This window comes from Corynebacterium accolens (assembly GCF_023520795.1).
Lineage (GTDB): Bacteria > Actinomycetota > Actinomycetes > Mycobacteriales > Mycobacteriaceae > Corynebacterium > Corynebacterium accolens.
On record NZ_CP046605.1, the window covers coordinates 1,487,657 to 1,502,744 of the forward strand.

Here is a 15,088-nt window from a genome sequence, read left to right on the forward strand (position 1 = left end):
CCTCGGTGGCCTTAAACAATGACAAAGCCATTACGCAGGTTGGCCGGCTGCGCGCCCTGCACACTGGCGGAACAAATAAGCCGTAGACAGTAAGGTAACCGGTACAGCAACAATCAACCCAACAAGGAATACGATGAAGCCGCCAATTATAATCAGCATGTTAAGCACCGTTAGCAGCAAAAGCTGGCCGTAGTTTCCTTTACCGGCCTTAAAACCGTTCTTGATGGCTTGGCCAACTCCGTCGCCATCGGCCGCAAACCACTGCATCAACATATAAAGCGGCTGAATAAACAGGCCGATGAGAGTCAATAAAGCCACAACTCCGAAAAGGCCTGCCATGGATTCCAACGCCTCTTCCTCTGTGGCACCGGTCCCCATATCAGGGCTAAGGAAGAATGAACCACCAACGAAGATGAACATTACTAACCAGGTAATAATGCCGATGATGATCATGATCGCTAGCGGCTGCCACCACCGCACATTCTTGCCCACATAGTTCCACCCAGTGCGCGGATCATCGATTTGGAATAGCGCCAGTCGCAGCGCCATCAGGCTAATGACGGCCACGAACACATAGGACACGATCTGCACAATGGCTCCTCCACCGAAGGCCTCCGCACCCTCTGAGGGAGCAACGGCCGCGCCCAAGATGGAGAAAGCGATGGCAATCACGCCAACGAGCAAGCTACCGAGGATCCACAATTTCCAATTCTTAAATACCGTACGAAAGGCCCACGAAATAGAATCGATGGCCGAGGGTTTTCCGGTAAACCCGCCGTTGTTTACGGTGTTGTCCTGTGCTTGGTAGCCCGCATATCCTTGATTGCCAGAGCTCTCGTGGCTACCGCCATAGGAGGGCAGGTTGCCGTAGCTTGGCTGGTCCTCTGGGTGGTTAGTCGGTTCATAGCGTGGAAAATCGTCGTTTCCACCGGATTTATTGTCATTCATCAGCGGTGCCTTCCTTCTGTATCCGGGTTGGGCGCAACGAGAAAAGTATCGTTTGACAAGTATTTTCATACTAGCAACTTTTTCCACTCCACGTAACCGGGGTAAGCTCATAAATTAGCCATGACACAGCATGAAACCACGACGTCGCAGGCCCCTAGCCGCGATGAACTTTTTGCAGCATTAGACAACGTCACCATCGCCGAGGCCCGCAGCTTCCGGCGCCGCCTATCGAAGGCACGCGCCCCCAAGGCCCTGCGCGAAATCGGCCAGGATATCCAGGCTGCCGCAGATCGCCTCGCGCTTGTCGATGCCGCCGTTCCCCCACTCACCTACCCCGATTCCTTGCCCGTCAGTGGCCGCAAGGACGATATTGCCGCCGCTATTGAAGAAAACCAGGTCGTCATTATTGCCGGCGAAACTGGTTCTGGTAAGACCACGCAGATCCCCAAGATCTGCCTCGACATCGGCCGGGGTCGCCGGGGACTTATCGGCCACACCCAACCGCGCCGCATTGCCGCACGGACCGTCGCCGAGCGCATCGCCTCCGAGCTCGACCAAGACATCGGGGAATCTGTAGGCTACGCCATCCGCTTTGATGACAAAGTCTCTGATACCACCGCGGTGAAACTTATGACGGACGGCATTCTGCTAGCAGAAATGCAGCGCGATCGCTTCCTTAATAAATACGACACCATCATCATCGATGAAGCGCACGAACGCTCACTGAATATTGACTTCCTCTTGGGGTATCTCAAGCGGATTCTTCCCAAGCGGCCCGATCTCAAGGTGATTATCACCTCCGCGACGATTGATCCGGAAAGTTTCGCCGAGCACTTCGCCCAACCCGATGGCACTCCCGCGCCCATCATCGAGGTATCCGGACGCACCTACCCGGTAGAAATTCGCTACCGCCCCCTCGAATTCGAGGCCGGTGGAAAGCTGGTGGATCAGGACCCGCTCGATGGCTTAACCGAGGCCATCGAGGAGCTCATGGCAGAAGGCGACGGCGATATCCTCTGCTTTTTCCCAGGCGAGCGCGATATCCGCGATGCCATGGAAACAATCGAGGCCAAAAAATGGAAAAACGTCGAGGTCGCTCCCCTCTTCGGGCGCCTATCCAACCAGGAACAGCACCGCGTATTTAGCAATCACCGCGGAAGGCGCATCGTTTTGGCCACCAATATCGCCGAAACCTCGCTGACCGTACCCGGAATCCGCTACGTCGTGGATACAGGCACCGCGCGAATCTCGCGCTATTCCACGCGCACCAAGGTGCAACGCCTGCCCATCGAGCCCATTTCGCAGGCCTCTGCCAACCAGCGCTCCGGTAGGTGCGGCCGCGTCGCCGATGGCATCGCCATCCGTCTCTATAGCGAGCAAGATTTTCAAAGCCGCCCGGAATTTACTGATCCGGAAATCCTGCGCACCAACCTGGCCAGCGTCATTTTGCAGATGGTCTCGCTCAAGCTCGGCGATATCGAGCAATTCCCCTTCCTCCAGCCACCCGAGTTCAAGGCCATTCGCGATGGCCTCAACCTCCTCCACGAGCTCGGTGCGCTCCAGGACAAGCACGAGAAACCGGCGCTGACCGAAACCGGCCGCAACTTGGCTCGCATCCCACTCGATCCGCGCATGGCGCGCATGCTTATCGAGGCCCATACCAACGGCTGCCTCCACGATGTCATCGTCATCGTTGCCGCCATGACCATCCAAGACGTGCGCGAACGCCCGCTGGAGTACCAAGCGCAAGCCGATCAGGCGCACGCGCGCTTTAAAGACAAGACCTCTGACTTTTTGTCCATGCTGAAGTTGTGGGATTACATCAAACAGACCCGCAATGAGCAATCGGGCAATAGGTTCCGCAAGCGCATGAAGCAGGAGTTCCTCCACTACATGCGCATCCGCGAGTGGTTCGACCTGGTCCGCCAGCTCAAAGACGTCTCCAAGCAGCTGGGGTGGGATTACCAAGAAGGCACCGAACGCCGCTCCGACGATATTCACATCGCGCTGCTATCCGGCCTGCTGTCCAATATCGGCGCCCGCGATGGAAATTCCAAGGAGTTCCACGGCGCGCGCAATACCCGCTTCCTTGTCTTTCCAGGCTCCGCCTTGGCCAAAAAGCCGCCCGAGTTCGTCATGGCGGCAGAGCTCGTCGAAACCTCCCGGCTCTGGGCCCGCGACGTTGCCGCCATCGATCCGGCGTGGGTGGAAAAACTCGGCGCCGACCTGCTCAAGCACAACTATTCCGATCCCACGTGGTCCCGCAAGCGCGCGGCCGCCATCGCGCACCAGAAGTCCACGCTCTACGGCGTGCCCATCGTCGCGGATCGCACCGTGCCCTATCACCGAGTGGACCCCGTCGCTGCGCGCGATATGTTCATCCGCAATGCGCTTATCGCCGGCGAGTGGAATGCGCACCACGAATTCCTCAAGGCAAACGCGCAGGCCCTTGATGAGGCCGCCGAATACGAGGAAAAGGCCCGCCGCCGCGGCCTCATCGTGGATGAGGATACCCTCTTTGATTTCTATGACCAGCGCATTCCAGACAAGGTCACCACAGGCCGTCATTTCGATTCTTGGTGGAAGAAAAAGCGCCGCCAAGAACCCGATCTACTGAATTTCGATCCAGCCACGCTTGTCGATGACTCCCACGACGTCACCGAAGTCTCCTTCCCCGATCACTGGCGCAAGGGCTCCATCGATTACGAGCTGGCCTATAAATTCGAACCCGGCGACCCGCTCGATGGCGTCACCGTTATGGTTCCTGTGCCCATGCTTGCCGGGCTTGATACCGAAGGCTTCGATTGGCTCGTCCCCGGCCTGCGATTCGAGCTCGTCAACGAGCTTATTCGTTCCCTTCCCAAGGCCCTGCGGCGCACCGTCGTGCCCGCCCCGGAATTTGCCGAGCGCGCCATGGAACGCCTCACCCCCTTCGAAGGCCCCCTTACCCAGCAGCTTGCCGATGTCCTGCGCGAGCTCGGCGGCCACGGCATCAACGCCTCCGACTTCCAACCGGACAAGCTGCCGGATCATTTGCGGATGAACTACGCGGCCATCGACAAGCGTGGCACCATCATCGATTCCGATAGGGACCTTGCCGCCCTGCGCGAGCGCCAGGCCGGCCACATTAAATCGTCCGTCTCGCGGGTAAGCCGCACCGCCGAATCCACCGCGGTCAGCGAATGGACCGACGATACCCTCGGCACCGTTGACGAGACCGTCACCACCACCGTCGACGGCCACGAAGTCACCGCCTACCCAGCGCTGGTGGCCACCAAGGAAGGCGTTGAGCTTAAGGTTCATCCCACCAAGGCGGCTGCCGATGCCGCCATGGTCACCACCACCCTCACGCTTTTGATGCGCGAGATTTCCGTCTCGACCGCGCAAATGGTCAAGGGGCTTCCCCTGCAGCAGCGCGTCGCCGTGGATTCTTATCCGCATGGCGGCGCCGACGGCCTGGTCAATGACGCCCGCGTAGCGGCAATCCGCGACCTCATGCTCGAGGCCGGCGGCCCCGTGCGCTCGCCAGAGGCATTTTCCGAGCTCAAGGATACCGTGAAACCGCAGGTTCCCGGCCGCGTGCGGCAATCAATCGTCTCGATCGCGCCTGGCTTGGCTGAGTACTCCAACCTCCGCGCCGAACTTTCCCAGTGGGACGGTCCCGCCATCGACGATATGGAAAAGCAACTCGCGTTCCTTCTTCCGCCGAATGCCATCACCGTGCACGGGTCCGCACACCTGCGACACCTTCCCCGCTACATCCAGGCAATGCGGATCCGTCTGGAGGACATGTCGCTCGATCCGGATCGCGATGCCGACCGCCAGGCCGAGGTCGATAACGCCAAGGCCTACCTGGCAAACCGCCTCCGAAACCTCCCCGCGGGCCGCGAAAAGACACGCGAGGTCAAGGACATCCACTGGATGATCGAGGAATTGCGGGTCTCGCTCTTTGCCCAGCGCCTCGGCACGGCGCACGCGGTGTCCCTGCGGAGGATCCAAAAGGCAGTGGATAAATTGCGCTAGTCACCCCAACCTCACGTTCCCGCCGCCCGGCCGGCCATACCTAAGCTAAAAATCTGCTTACTCGGCCGCCGGCGGCGTAAACATTGGGCAGGCCCTAACGAAACGATGCACCCAAAAGGCCAGTTAAGACTGCTTCGATCCTGCGCAGGAACGGCTGTATAACTGCTGAGAAATCGTCCTACACTGCGCAGTTTAAAGGTCCCCGCGATCGCGGCGCCGCATCAAACGAATCTCCGATTCAAAGTCATCCGCGCTCTCGAATGATTTATACACCGAGGCAAAGCGCAGATATGCAACCTCGTCTAGGTCACGCAGCGGCTCAAGGATCGCTAGCCCGATTTCGTTGGCGTTTACCTGCGAGGACCCGTGCCCCCGCACCGTTTCCTCAACCTCTTGGGCCAACTTTTTTAAGGCATCATCGCTAACGTCGCGACCCTGGCATGCGCGCCTAACCCCCCGAATGAGTTTATCCCGGCTAAATGGCTCAGCGAGGCCATTTCTCTTAACAACCAGCAGTACGGCCTTTTCCACAGTGGTGAAGCGTCCCTTACAGGAAGCACACTCCCGCCGGCGCCGTATCGATGCGCCGGCATCAACCACGCGCGAGTCAATAACGCGGGATTGTTCGTTATGGCAAAACGGGCAGTACACACTAGTCCTTTCGCTAATTTAGCTTCTCGGTTTAGTTTACCTCCCACGGCCAAGCCAAAAACCTGACACCATTGCGCCAGACTCCTCCTACTCGAGTGCCTGTCTCCGTGAAGCAAGCGGGCCTTATCTGCGGCCGGGAAGACAAGCTGCTGCCTAAAAGGCTCTAAGCCTTAAACCCCCGAAGTGCCTGCTTTTGTACACGCAGCACTACTGTCCGATCGCTGCTTCTACTTGCTGTACCGAAGCGCCAGGATCAGTCGGCGTTTCAGCGCTCGTACCCATCAGCCCGCCGGCAACCGTGCCGAAAAATACGGCAGCACCAAATACTGCACCGAGGAGGTAATTCTTGCGCGAACTATGCGCATCGTCTTCTTCCATCGGCCTGTTCGCGAAATCAGGTAAGGAACGTTCATCAGTCCACGTATTCGAATAACCTTCACGGTTCGTTCGATATACGGAATTTAAAGTCCTGATTTCCCCCTTTTCGGAAGGAGAATGCTGCACGCCCCAGCTTTGATCATCAATATCCCAAATAGCGGCTGAAGGGACGATCTGTGGACGTGCCGCGCGCTGTTTGACCATGTTATTGCGAGAGTGAAGTAGTTGAGACATTGCTTTCCTTTCGACGACCGCCGTAAGTCTAAAGCGGCCCCTTGACACAACAAGAGCTCAATGTCGCTCCTGTGTTCGAGATTGTTTCTATGTTCGATTTATAGCACCACTTCGAAAACCTGTCCAGTTTTTCGCGTAAATCTCGAACGCTTGTACTTTTCGTGCTACAAATGAGTTATGGCACGCAGGTGTCACCCAGTCCCTTTTCAAGCTATGAACGCAGAACCTCAGACCCCTTAGCTAGGAGCCGCACATGGGCCGCAAGAAAGCAAGCACCGCAAAGAACGATTACGCCTCCCTTTCCGAAAGGCAACGCCGCATCCTTAACGTCATCAGCGATGCAGTGATGCTCCGCGGTTACCCGCCCAGCATCCGCGAAATTGGTGACGCCGCCGGCCTGCAATCCACCTCGTCCGTGGCCTATCAGCTCAAGCAACTGGAGGAAAAGGGCTTCTTGCGCCGCGATCCCAATAAACCCCGCGCGGTCGACGTACGCCACCTCAACACTGACGACGCCGAAAAGAAGCCGGGCCGCAAGGCTAAGGACGTCCCCGATACCTCTGCCCGCGGCCCTGAAGAGTCTGCCGCCGTAGCTTATATTCCCGTCGTTGGCCGCATCGCCGCCGGTGCACCAATCACTGCAGAGGAAAATATCGACACGTATTTCCCCATGCCAGACGAGGTCGTCGGCGGAGGAGAGCTTTATATGCTGCAGGTCGTGGGCGATTCCATGCAGGATGCCGGCATCCTCAACGGCGACTGGGTCATCATCCGGTCGCAATCGGTGGCTGAGGAAGGCGAGTTTGTCGCCGCGCTTCTCGATGGCTCCGAGGCCACCGTCAAGGAATTCCACCGCGATTCCTCTGGCGTATGGCTCCTTCCGCACAACGATGCCTATCCGCCCATCAACGGCGATGATGCGGAAATTATGGGCAAGGTAGTATCCGTCTTCCGCAAACTCTAGGCCCCGGCCAGCTACTTTAACCAAGCCGCACGCGGGTGTTCGCCTGCGGTTGTTGTCGCCGCCGACACTCTGCGCCCGCTTTCTTGAAACCCGCTCTTTGCACTTCGTACGCTGCCCTGTTCCCCGCATAGGGAGCAGGGCCATACGAGTTTTAACGCATTCCACGCCTTTCTACCTCGCAATCGCGCCCCAAAAAGCCAACTTAAGCGCGCGGGGTTTATTGAGAAAGCACCCCCGAAATAACGGATCCGTAAGTTAAGCGCTACTAGGGTTGGCTTTCAACTAGGGCAAATAAAGCTGACTGACCTGCGGCTTTTATCCCAAACCAGACAACAGCGCACACCTTAATTTTTGTTTTCGTCCGATTACCGCCGAATTTTGACACAATGGAGGGAGAAATCCCACATCAGTTAGCTTTCACCGAGCGCCTGCATTCGCAGATGGAGTAACCGCCCGGCCGAAGGCGAGGAGCAAGGAGGGTCCGTGTACGCAGAGGAGCGACGCCGCCAGATCGCGTCCCAAACTGCAGTTGAGGGTCGCGTTAACGTAACCGATTTATCAGAGCGTTTCGAGGTGACTGCTGAAACCATTCGGCGCGACCTAGCCGTACTGGATCGTGAGGGCGTTGTCCACCGCGTTCACGGCGGCGCCGTGGCTTCGCAAGCCTTCCAGACCGCGGAGCTCACCCTCGATACCCGCCAGCGTTCCGCATCTGGGGCCAAGGCCGCCATCGCGCACGCCGCGCTCGACTTCCTTCCCCCTGGCGGCGGCAGCATATTCCTGGACGCCGGCACCACGATTAATACCTTTGCCGAGCTCATTAGCCAACAATACCCGCAGGCGCAGTTCAATATCGTCTCCAATAGCCTGCCCATCGCACTGTCGCTAGCCAATAGCGGCGTTCCCGATGTCCAGCTCCTCGGCGGGACCGTACGCGCTATCACCCAGGCCGTCGTCGGCGATACCGCCCTGCGCACCATGGCGCTCATGCGCGCCGATGTCGCCTTCATCGGTACCAATGCGTTGACCCTCGATCACGGCTTGTCGACAGCCGATTCCCAAGAAGCAGCCATCAAATCCGCCTTCGTCACGAATGCCCACAAGGTCGTGGTCATGTGTGATTCCAGCAAATTGGGCAACGACTACCTGGTGAGCTTCGCCTCCATTGCAGATATCGATGTCGTCATCACCGATTCCGGCGCGCCGGAATCCTTCGTCGATGCCCTGCGCGAGCGAGAGATCGATGTCGTGCTCGCCAGCGAATAGCTCCAGCATGCGCACGACTTCGCCCTCCCTACGTTGACATCTAGGCAGGGAGGGCGAACCCTTTTGCCGTTAGTTGAACTTTTCTATCTGCTCCATCGCTGCGGCGCGGGCGGCGGATGGGCCTTCGGAGTTGAGGGCGGCATCGGCAAGCTGTTGGCACTGGTCAAAGGTCAGCTCGGCCAATTGGGCACCAACGCCGGCGACTGCGGTCGATGCAGCAGACAAGGAGTTGACGCCTAGGCCGGTCAATACGCAGGCCAATAGCGGATCGGCCGCGGCCTCGCCGCACACGCCAACCGGTACGTTGTATTCGTGCCCCGCAATGCAGGTGTGCTGGATAAGCCGCAGCACGGCCGGCTGCCAGGGGTCGGTGAGGTACGCAAGCTGCGGTGACAGGCGGTCAGCGGCCATCGTGTACTGGGTGAGGTCATTGGTGCCGATGGATACGAAGTCCAGATGCGGCATGATCTTATCTGCCATCAGCGCTGCTGCGGGCACCTCAATCATCGCGCCCGCGGTCAGGCCGCGCTCCCGGCACAGCTCCGCAAACCACTGGGCTTCCTTCGACGTCGCCACCATCGGTGCCATGACCCAGGTTTCGGCATCGTCGCCGCGGGACTCCGCGGCCTGGGCGATGGCGTCCAACTGGCGCGTCAACAGGGACTCATTATCGCGGGCAATGCGCAGGCCGCGCACACCCAATGCCGGGTTCTCCTCAGAGGACAGCGTGGCATAAGAAATCGGCTTATCGGAGCCAGCATCCAAGGTGCGCACCACGACCTTGGAATCGGGGTAGGCGTTGAAGACCTTTCTGTAAATCTTTGCCTGCTCGTCAACGGAAGGCTCCTCGCTCGCGGACAGGAACGACAACTCCGTGCGGTAGAGGCCAATGCCCTCTGCCTGCGAGTCGGAAGCGATGCGGGCGGCGTTGCCATCGGCCACGTTAGCCAACAGCTGCACGCGGTGGCCATCCTTGGTTTGCGCCGGCCCAGTCCATTCGGCCACGCGGGCGGCGCGCTCGCGGTATTCCGCGACCGCCTTGGTGGATTCTTCCTCGTCCGCACCCAGCGTCACGGTTCCAAGCGCACCGTCGACGAAGACCAGCGTGCCGCTTTCAATCTCCCGCAGCTTATTTCCCACGGCGACGATGCACGGAATATCGAGCTGGCGGGCGATGATCGCGGTGTGGCTGGTGGGCCCGCCCAGCTCGGTAACGAGCGCGCGAATATGCGCGGTATCCAGGGTGGCGGTATCGGCGGGCGCGAGGTCATCGGCAAAAAGCACCGCTTGGCCCTCCACCATGGGCAAACCAGGCTCCTGCTCGCCGCGCAGCTGGGCGATGACGCGGTCGCGCACGTCCTTCAGATCGGTGGTGCGCTCGGCCATGACGCCGCCGGCCGCCTCAAACATGGTGACGAACTTATCCGTGGCTCCCACCGTGGCGAACTCGGCATTCTTGCCCGAGCGAATATTCTTGCGCACGGCCTTGTGCCACCCGCGGTCCTTGACCATGCCGGCGGTTGCGGTCAGCACTTCCGAGGCTTGGCCCTCGGCGGCTGCGGCGCGGTTTTCCAAGCGGCTGGCGACGACATCGACTGCCTCGAGGAAGCGATCGTATTCGGCTTCGCTGCTGGCCTCTTGGTCAATACTTCCTTCAGTGGGCAGGTCCGGGCGGGGGCGCACCCATACGGCTTCTGCATAGGCAACTCCAGCGACAACGCCGGTTCCTTTAACAGTGGACTGAAGCGTATTTTCCATGGCGATACTTCCTTCGAAGATAGCGGCTTATTTATTTCCAGATCATCACAAATCCAACAGAAATGCAATGTATGCCACACGGTTTCTATTGACTTTCCAACACAATCGGGCAAGAATAAACATTTACGGCGGGCTTAAGCGCGAGTTTCAACCGGACCGACTGCGTGTGGCCCCCAATATACGCACTCTGCGAAAGGGATAAGTTCTCGATGATCCTCACGCTCACCCCAAACCCAAGCATTGACGCCACCCTGGCGCTCAATCAGCAACTGACCTCAGGCGATGTCCACCGCGCCGCCAGTGTTACCCAGGTCGCCGGCGGCAAAGGCGTCAACGTCGCCCACGCCGTGCACCTCGCCGGGAAAGAAACCCTGGCCCTCTTCCCCTCCCGCGCGGCCGATCCGTTCATGAACCTCATCCAGGAGGTCCACCTCCCCTACGCCCACGTGGACATGGACGGTGGCGTCCGCGTCAATACCACCATCACCGAACCAGATGGCACGACCACCAAGGTCAACGGCCCTGGCCCGCTGCTTTCCGATGCCACCCAAAACCACCTCATTTCCACCCTTACTCACCACGCCCAATCCGCCGATTGGGTAGCCCTTGCCGGATCGCTGCCCAAGGGCGTTGATGCTGGCTGGTATACCGAGCTCATCAAGGAGATCCGCACTGCCGCCCCGCAGGCGCGCATCGCCGTGGACACCTCTGATGCTCCGATGAAGGCCATCGCCAAGCAGCTCGCTACCGCCGCCCCGGATCTCATCAAACCCAACGGTTTCGAACTGGGGCAGCTGACCGGCCAGGACGGCCTCGCCCTCGAGCGCGCCGCTGCGGCCGGGGATTATAGCCCGGTCGTGGAGGCTGCAAGGGATGTCGTGGGTCGCGGCATCAAGGAAGTCCTTGTCACCCTCGGCGGCGCCGGTGCCGTGCTGGTAAACGCAGAAGGCGCATGGGCTGCCACCCCGCCTCCCGCCACGGTGAAATCCACGGTTGGCGCAGGTGATGCCGCATTGGCCGGATACCTCCTGGGGCGCACGCAGGGGCACGGACCAGCAGATTCCCTCGCACTCTCGGTGGCTTATGGCACCGCTGCGGCCGCAAAGCCCGGCACCCAATTCCCCCGCCCCGAAGAACTCGATACCGCCCATACCTCCATCTCTGCTCTATAGCTAAAGGAGCCTTCCATCATGGCATCCGATCTCATCACCACAGAACTTGTCGCGCTTGACGCCGACTTTGGCGATAGCGTCGACTCCGTTATCACCAACCTTGCCACCTTGGTGCACGATACCGGGCGCGCGACCGAGGTCGCAGGCCTCGCCCAGCCCGCCATCGACCGCGAAGCCAAGGCCGGCACCGGCGTGCCAGGCGGCGTGGCCATCCCCCACTGCCGTTCCGAGGCCGCCACCGAACCGACCCTAGCTTTCGCCCGCCTTACCCGCGGCGTAGATTTTTCCGGCCCAGACGGCGACGCCCAGTTGGTCTTCCTCATCGCCGCACCCGCCGGCGGTGGCAAAGCCCACCTGCAGATTCTTTCCAAGCTTGCCCGCGCCCTCGTGCGCAAGGACTTTTTAGAGGCCCTGCGCACCGCGTCGACGAAGGAAGAAATTGTCAAGGAAATCCTCGCTGTCGTCAACGCGGAAAAGCCGAAGAAGAAAAAGCAGGACACCGCGGAGGCTGCAGCTGGGGCTGCGGAAGGGGCATCGGCAAGCGCAGGTGCTTCGGCACAAGCTACCCGCATCGTTGCCATCACCGCCTGCCCAACCGGCATCGCACACACCTACATGGCTGCCGATGCCCTCACCCAAACCGCCGGCGAGCGCGACGACGTCGATCTCACCGTCGAAACCCAGGGCTCGTCCAATAATGAATCGGTCTCGCAGTCCACCATCGACGCTGCCGATGCGGTCATCTTCGCCACGGACGTCGGAGTGCGCGACCGCGAGCGCTTCGCGGGCAAACCCGTCATCGAATCCGGCGTCAAGCGCGCCATCAACGAACCCGGCAAGATGCTCGATGAAGCCATCGCGGCGGCGAAGAACCCGAATGCCCGAAAGGTCTCTGGCACCGCCTCTTCCTCCTCCGCCGAAGAGGAAGGAAAATCGCTGGGTTGGGGCAAGCGCATCCAGCAGGCGATTATGACCGGCGTGTCCTACATGGTGCCGTTCGTTGCCGCCGGTGGCCTTCTCTTGGCCCTCGGATTCCTCTTCGGCGGCGCCGATATGGCCAATGGCTGGCAGGCGCTTTCCACGGATTATTCCCTGTCCAACCTGCCGGGCAATGAGATTACCGTCGACGGCGAGACCATGTCGTTCGAGAACTCCGGGTTCGGGCTCTATATAGGCGCAGTGCTCTTTGCCATTGGCCAGGCTGCAATGGGCTTTATTGTTGCCGCGTTATCTGGCTACATCGCTTACGCCCTGGCCGGGCGCCCTGGTATTGCGCCGGGCTTTGTCGGCGGTGCTATCGCCGTGACCCTCGACGCGGGCTTTATCGGTGGCCTGGTGACCGGTTTGTTGGCCGGCTTTATCGCCCTGTGGATTGGCAATTGGAAGGTCCCGCGCTGGCTCGGCTCCCTCATGCCGGTGGTCATCATTCCACTTTTGACCTCCCTGGTCGTTGGCTTGGCGATGTACCTGTTGCTGGGCGCCCCACTGGCCGCGCTGATGGAGGGCCTGCAAGACTGGCTGTCTTCCATGTCTGGCTCTTCTGCCATAGTGCTCGGCATCATCTTGGGCCTGATGATGTGCGTCGACCTGGGCGGCCCGGTCAACAAGGCCGCATACCTCTTTGCCACCGCAGGCTTGTCCACTGGCGACGCAGCCTCCATGCAAATCATGGCCGCTGTCATGGCCGCCGGCATGGTTCCGCCCATCGCGCTGTCCTTGGCAACCTTCATCCGCAAGTCGCTATTTACCCCTGCCGAGCAGGAAAACGGTAGGTCCGCCTGGTTGCTCGGCTTGTCCTTCGTCTCCGAAGGCGCCATCCCCTTCGCCGCGGCCGATCCGTTCCGCGTCATCCCTTCCATGATGGCTGGTGGCGCCATGACGGGTGCTATTTCCATGGCACTGTCGGTCGAGTCGCGCGCCCCGCACGGTGGTATCTTCGTTGCCTTTGCTATCGACCCGTTCTGGGCCTACCTGGTAGCCATCTTTGCCGGCGTGGCGGTATCTACCGTCGCGGTCTTGGCCATGAAGCAATTCTGGCCTAATAAGACCGTCCAGGAAGCTGCCCAAAAGGCCGCTCCAGGGTCCAAAACCGCTTCCCAGAACGTGGCGGCATAAACCAAACGCTCGTACACTGGATCACGATAAATTAACTACAGAAAGGATAATTTCCATGGCTTCCAAGACTGTAAAGGTTGGCTCCTCTGTAGGACTGCACGCACGTCCTGCCTCCATCATCGCTGACGCCGCTGGCGAATACGATGAGGACATCTTCCTGAGCCTCGTTGGTGAAGAAGATGACGATAACGAAACCGACGCCGCTTCTTCCCTGATGATCATGGCCCTCGGTGCCGAGCAGGGCGACGAGGTCACCGTTACCTCTGATAACGAAGAAGCCGTTGAGAAGATCGCCGGCCTCATCGAGCAGGATCTCGACGCTTCCTAAGCGCTGCTGCTCGCTAGTAGTGCCTAAGCACGCCTAGTATGCTCCTCGCCTTGTTGGCGGGGAGCTTTTGCGATCCATAGGCCGTTTCCCAGTGCCCATTGCGCCGGCTATTCAGGTCGCGCGGCGCATTTGCGCGGTCGCTTAGATTTTTGGTCCTGAGCCGGTGGATCGGTGCGGGCGCGCGGATCCTTTTGCGCTAATTCTCTTGGCCCGGATTCTTAGGATGGCGGCCGGTCGTTTTCGTTCGGGCTGCCGGGGTTCGTGGCCCACGGCGGAAGCCAGCGGACCTTTCCTTGTATTCGGGCCAATCGCCCGCGCCGCGGCGGGGCCTGCGGGTCATCATCGTTGACGCCGTTATGGTACGGGCAGCAGGTCGCGAGGTTAGCGGCATTGGTATTGCCACCGTGCTGCCAGCTGTCTAGGTGGTGGATCTGGCACTCATCGGCAGGATAATTGCACTTTTCCCAGGGGCATACAGGATTGACGGCGGCCGCCATCAAGCGCTGCTTCGCATTGGCAAACCGGGACGTGCGGTACAAATTGACCGGACCCTCAACGGGATGCACAAGCGTGATGTATCCGTGATCGCTTAAAACCCGGCTCGCGAGGTCGGCACCGCTGATGCGCGAGCCGTTGGTGAGCTGCAGGGTTATTTCCTCGCCATCGCCATCGACGATGCGGTCGAGCTCGTCCAAGGTGATGACCACCTGCGTGGTCGCAGTGGTGCGCGCCCCCGACTTCCCGCCGAAGAAGATGGACTTGACCGATTCCAATGGGCGCTCGTTATCGAGGGCAGAGTGCATATCTGCGACGTCGGCGGATTCCCCGGTGATGGTCAACGACCACGGTCCGCGCGGCCGGCGGGTGATCCGCACGCCTTTCTTGGGAGTGCGGGGCGGTTGCAGCTCCCGCAAGAGGGCGCGCGCCCGCTTGCGCAAGGCAGTGGCGCTTCCGCGGAACTGGCATAACTCGGAGCGTACGGCCCAGGCATCGCGCTGGGTGCGAGCGCGCAGCGCGAACTTTTCGATGAGGCTGAGTACGTCGAGCGGGTGCGTCGTCGAGCGGGCCGTGCGTTGCTTGGCGCTAAAGGCACAGCGGCCAAAGTAGACATCGCAAAGGTGCACCACCTCGCGCGCGGCGACGTCGCTGGCGCCGCGCTGCACCAAATCGCGCTCGCTTAAGCCCTGGGCGGCGGCGATGATGTCCATCCCTTGGCCCAGCGCGGTTAAATAACGGTCGAGTGCGTTCATG

11 protein-coding genes are annotated in these 15,088 nt (G+C 60.1%); 6 read left to right on the plus strand and 5 right to left on the minus strand.

Annotated features, from left to right (window positions below; all coding sequences use genetic code 11):
* Window positions 1–30: 30 nt before the first annotated feature.
* Window positions 31–1,017 (minus strand): hypothetical protein, encoded by a 987-nt coding sequence (locus CACC_RS07140; RefSeq protein ID WP_232215127.1) that lies wholly within the window; start codon window positions 1,015–1,017, stop codon window positions 31–33.
* 51 nt (window positions 1,018–1,068) lie between these two features.
* Here CACC_RS07140 and hrpA point away from each other — a divergent pair, with 51 nt between their 5' ends.
* Window positions 1,069–4,971 (plus strand): ATP-dependent RNA helicase HrpA, encoded by a 3,903-nt coding sequence (hrpA, locus tag CACC_RS07145; RefSeq protein WP_005278908.1) that lies wholly within the window; start codon window positions 1,069–1,071, stop codon window positions 4,969–4,971.
* A 192-nt stretch (window positions 4,972–5,163) separates the two neighbouring features.
* On the opposite strand, the gene nrdR is transcribed toward hrpA, so the two are convergent.
* Complete coding sequence (gene nrdR / locus CACC_RS07150) at window positions 5,164–5,622, minus strand: transcriptional regulator NrdR (RefSeq protein ID WP_023017363.1); 459 nt, start codon at window positions 5,620–5,622, stop codon at window positions 5,164–5,166.
* 207 nt (window positions 5,623–5,829) lie between these two features.
* A complete protein-coding gene (locus tag CACC_RS07155) occupies window positions 5,830–6,234 on the minus strand; it encodes a hypothetical protein (RefSeq protein WP_023017362.1) in 405 nt (134 codons plus the stop codon).
* A 253-nt stretch (window positions 6,235–6,487) separates the two neighbouring features.
* Between CACC_RS07155 and lexA the strand changes: the two genes are divergently transcribed.
* Together lexA and CACC_RS07165 are read left to right on the plus strand one after the other, a co-directional pair.
* Window positions 6,488–7,198 (plus strand): transcriptional repressor LexA, encoded by a 711-nt coding sequence (gene lexA, locus CACC_RS07160; RefSeq protein ID WP_005278903.1) that lies wholly within the window; start codon window positions 6,488–6,490, stop codon window positions 7,196–7,198.
* Window positions 7,199–7,681: 483 nt separating this feature from the next.
* Window positions 7,682–8,464 carry a DeoR/GlpR family DNA-binding transcription regulator gene (locus tag CACC_RS07165; RefSeq protein ID WP_005278900.1) on the plus strand — a complete coding sequence of 261 codons (783 nt, stop codon included), beginning with the start codon at window positions 7,682–7,684 and terminating at the stop codon, window positions 8,462–8,464.
* A gap of 69 nt (window positions 8,465–8,533) precedes the next feature.
* Here the strand turns inward: CACC_RS07165 and ptsP are convergent, their stop codons facing one another.
* Window positions 8,534–10,222 (minus strand): phosphoenolpyruvate--protein phosphotransferase, encoded by a 1,689-nt coding sequence (gene ptsP / locus CACC_RS07170; RefSeq protein WP_005278898.1) that lies wholly within the window; start codon window positions 10,220–10,222, stop codon window positions 8,534–8,536.
* Window positions 10,223–10,431: 209 nt separating this feature from the next.
* On the opposite strand from ptsP, the gene CACC_RS07175 reads away from it, so the two are divergent.
* From CACC_RS07175 to CACC_RS07185, 3 genes are read left to right on the plus strand one after another with little or no spacing between them, the layout of a single operon-like run.
* A complete protein-coding gene (locus CACC_RS07175; RefSeq protein ID WP_005278894.1) occupies window positions 10,432–11,394 on the plus strand; it encodes a 1-phosphofructokinase family hexose kinase in 963 nt (320 codons plus the stop codon).
* Between the two features lie 18 nt (window positions 11,395–11,412).
* Window positions 11,413–13,509: a PTS fructose transporter subunit IIABC gene (locus tag CACC_RS07180; RefSeq protein WP_005278892.1), complete on the plus strand. Its 2,097-nt coding sequence runs from the start codon at window positions 11,413–11,415 to the stop codon at window positions 13,507–13,509.
* 55 nt (window positions 13,510–13,564) lie between these two features.
* Window positions 13,565–13,837, plus strand: a complete 273-nt coding sequence (locus CACC_RS07185) for an HPr family phosphocarrier protein (protein WP_005278890.1) — start codon at window positions 13,565–13,567, stop codon at window positions 13,835–13,837.
* A 218-nt stretch (window positions 13,838–14,055) separates the two neighbouring features.
* Here the strand turns inward: CACC_RS07185 and CACC_RS07190 are convergent, their stop codons facing one another.
* A complete protein-coding gene (locus CACC_RS07190; RefSeq protein ID WP_005278888.1) occupies window positions 14,056–15,087 on the minus strand; it encodes an HNH endonuclease signature motif containing protein in 1,032 nt (343 codons plus the stop codon).
* Between the last annotated feature and the right edge of the window lies 1 nt (window position 15,088).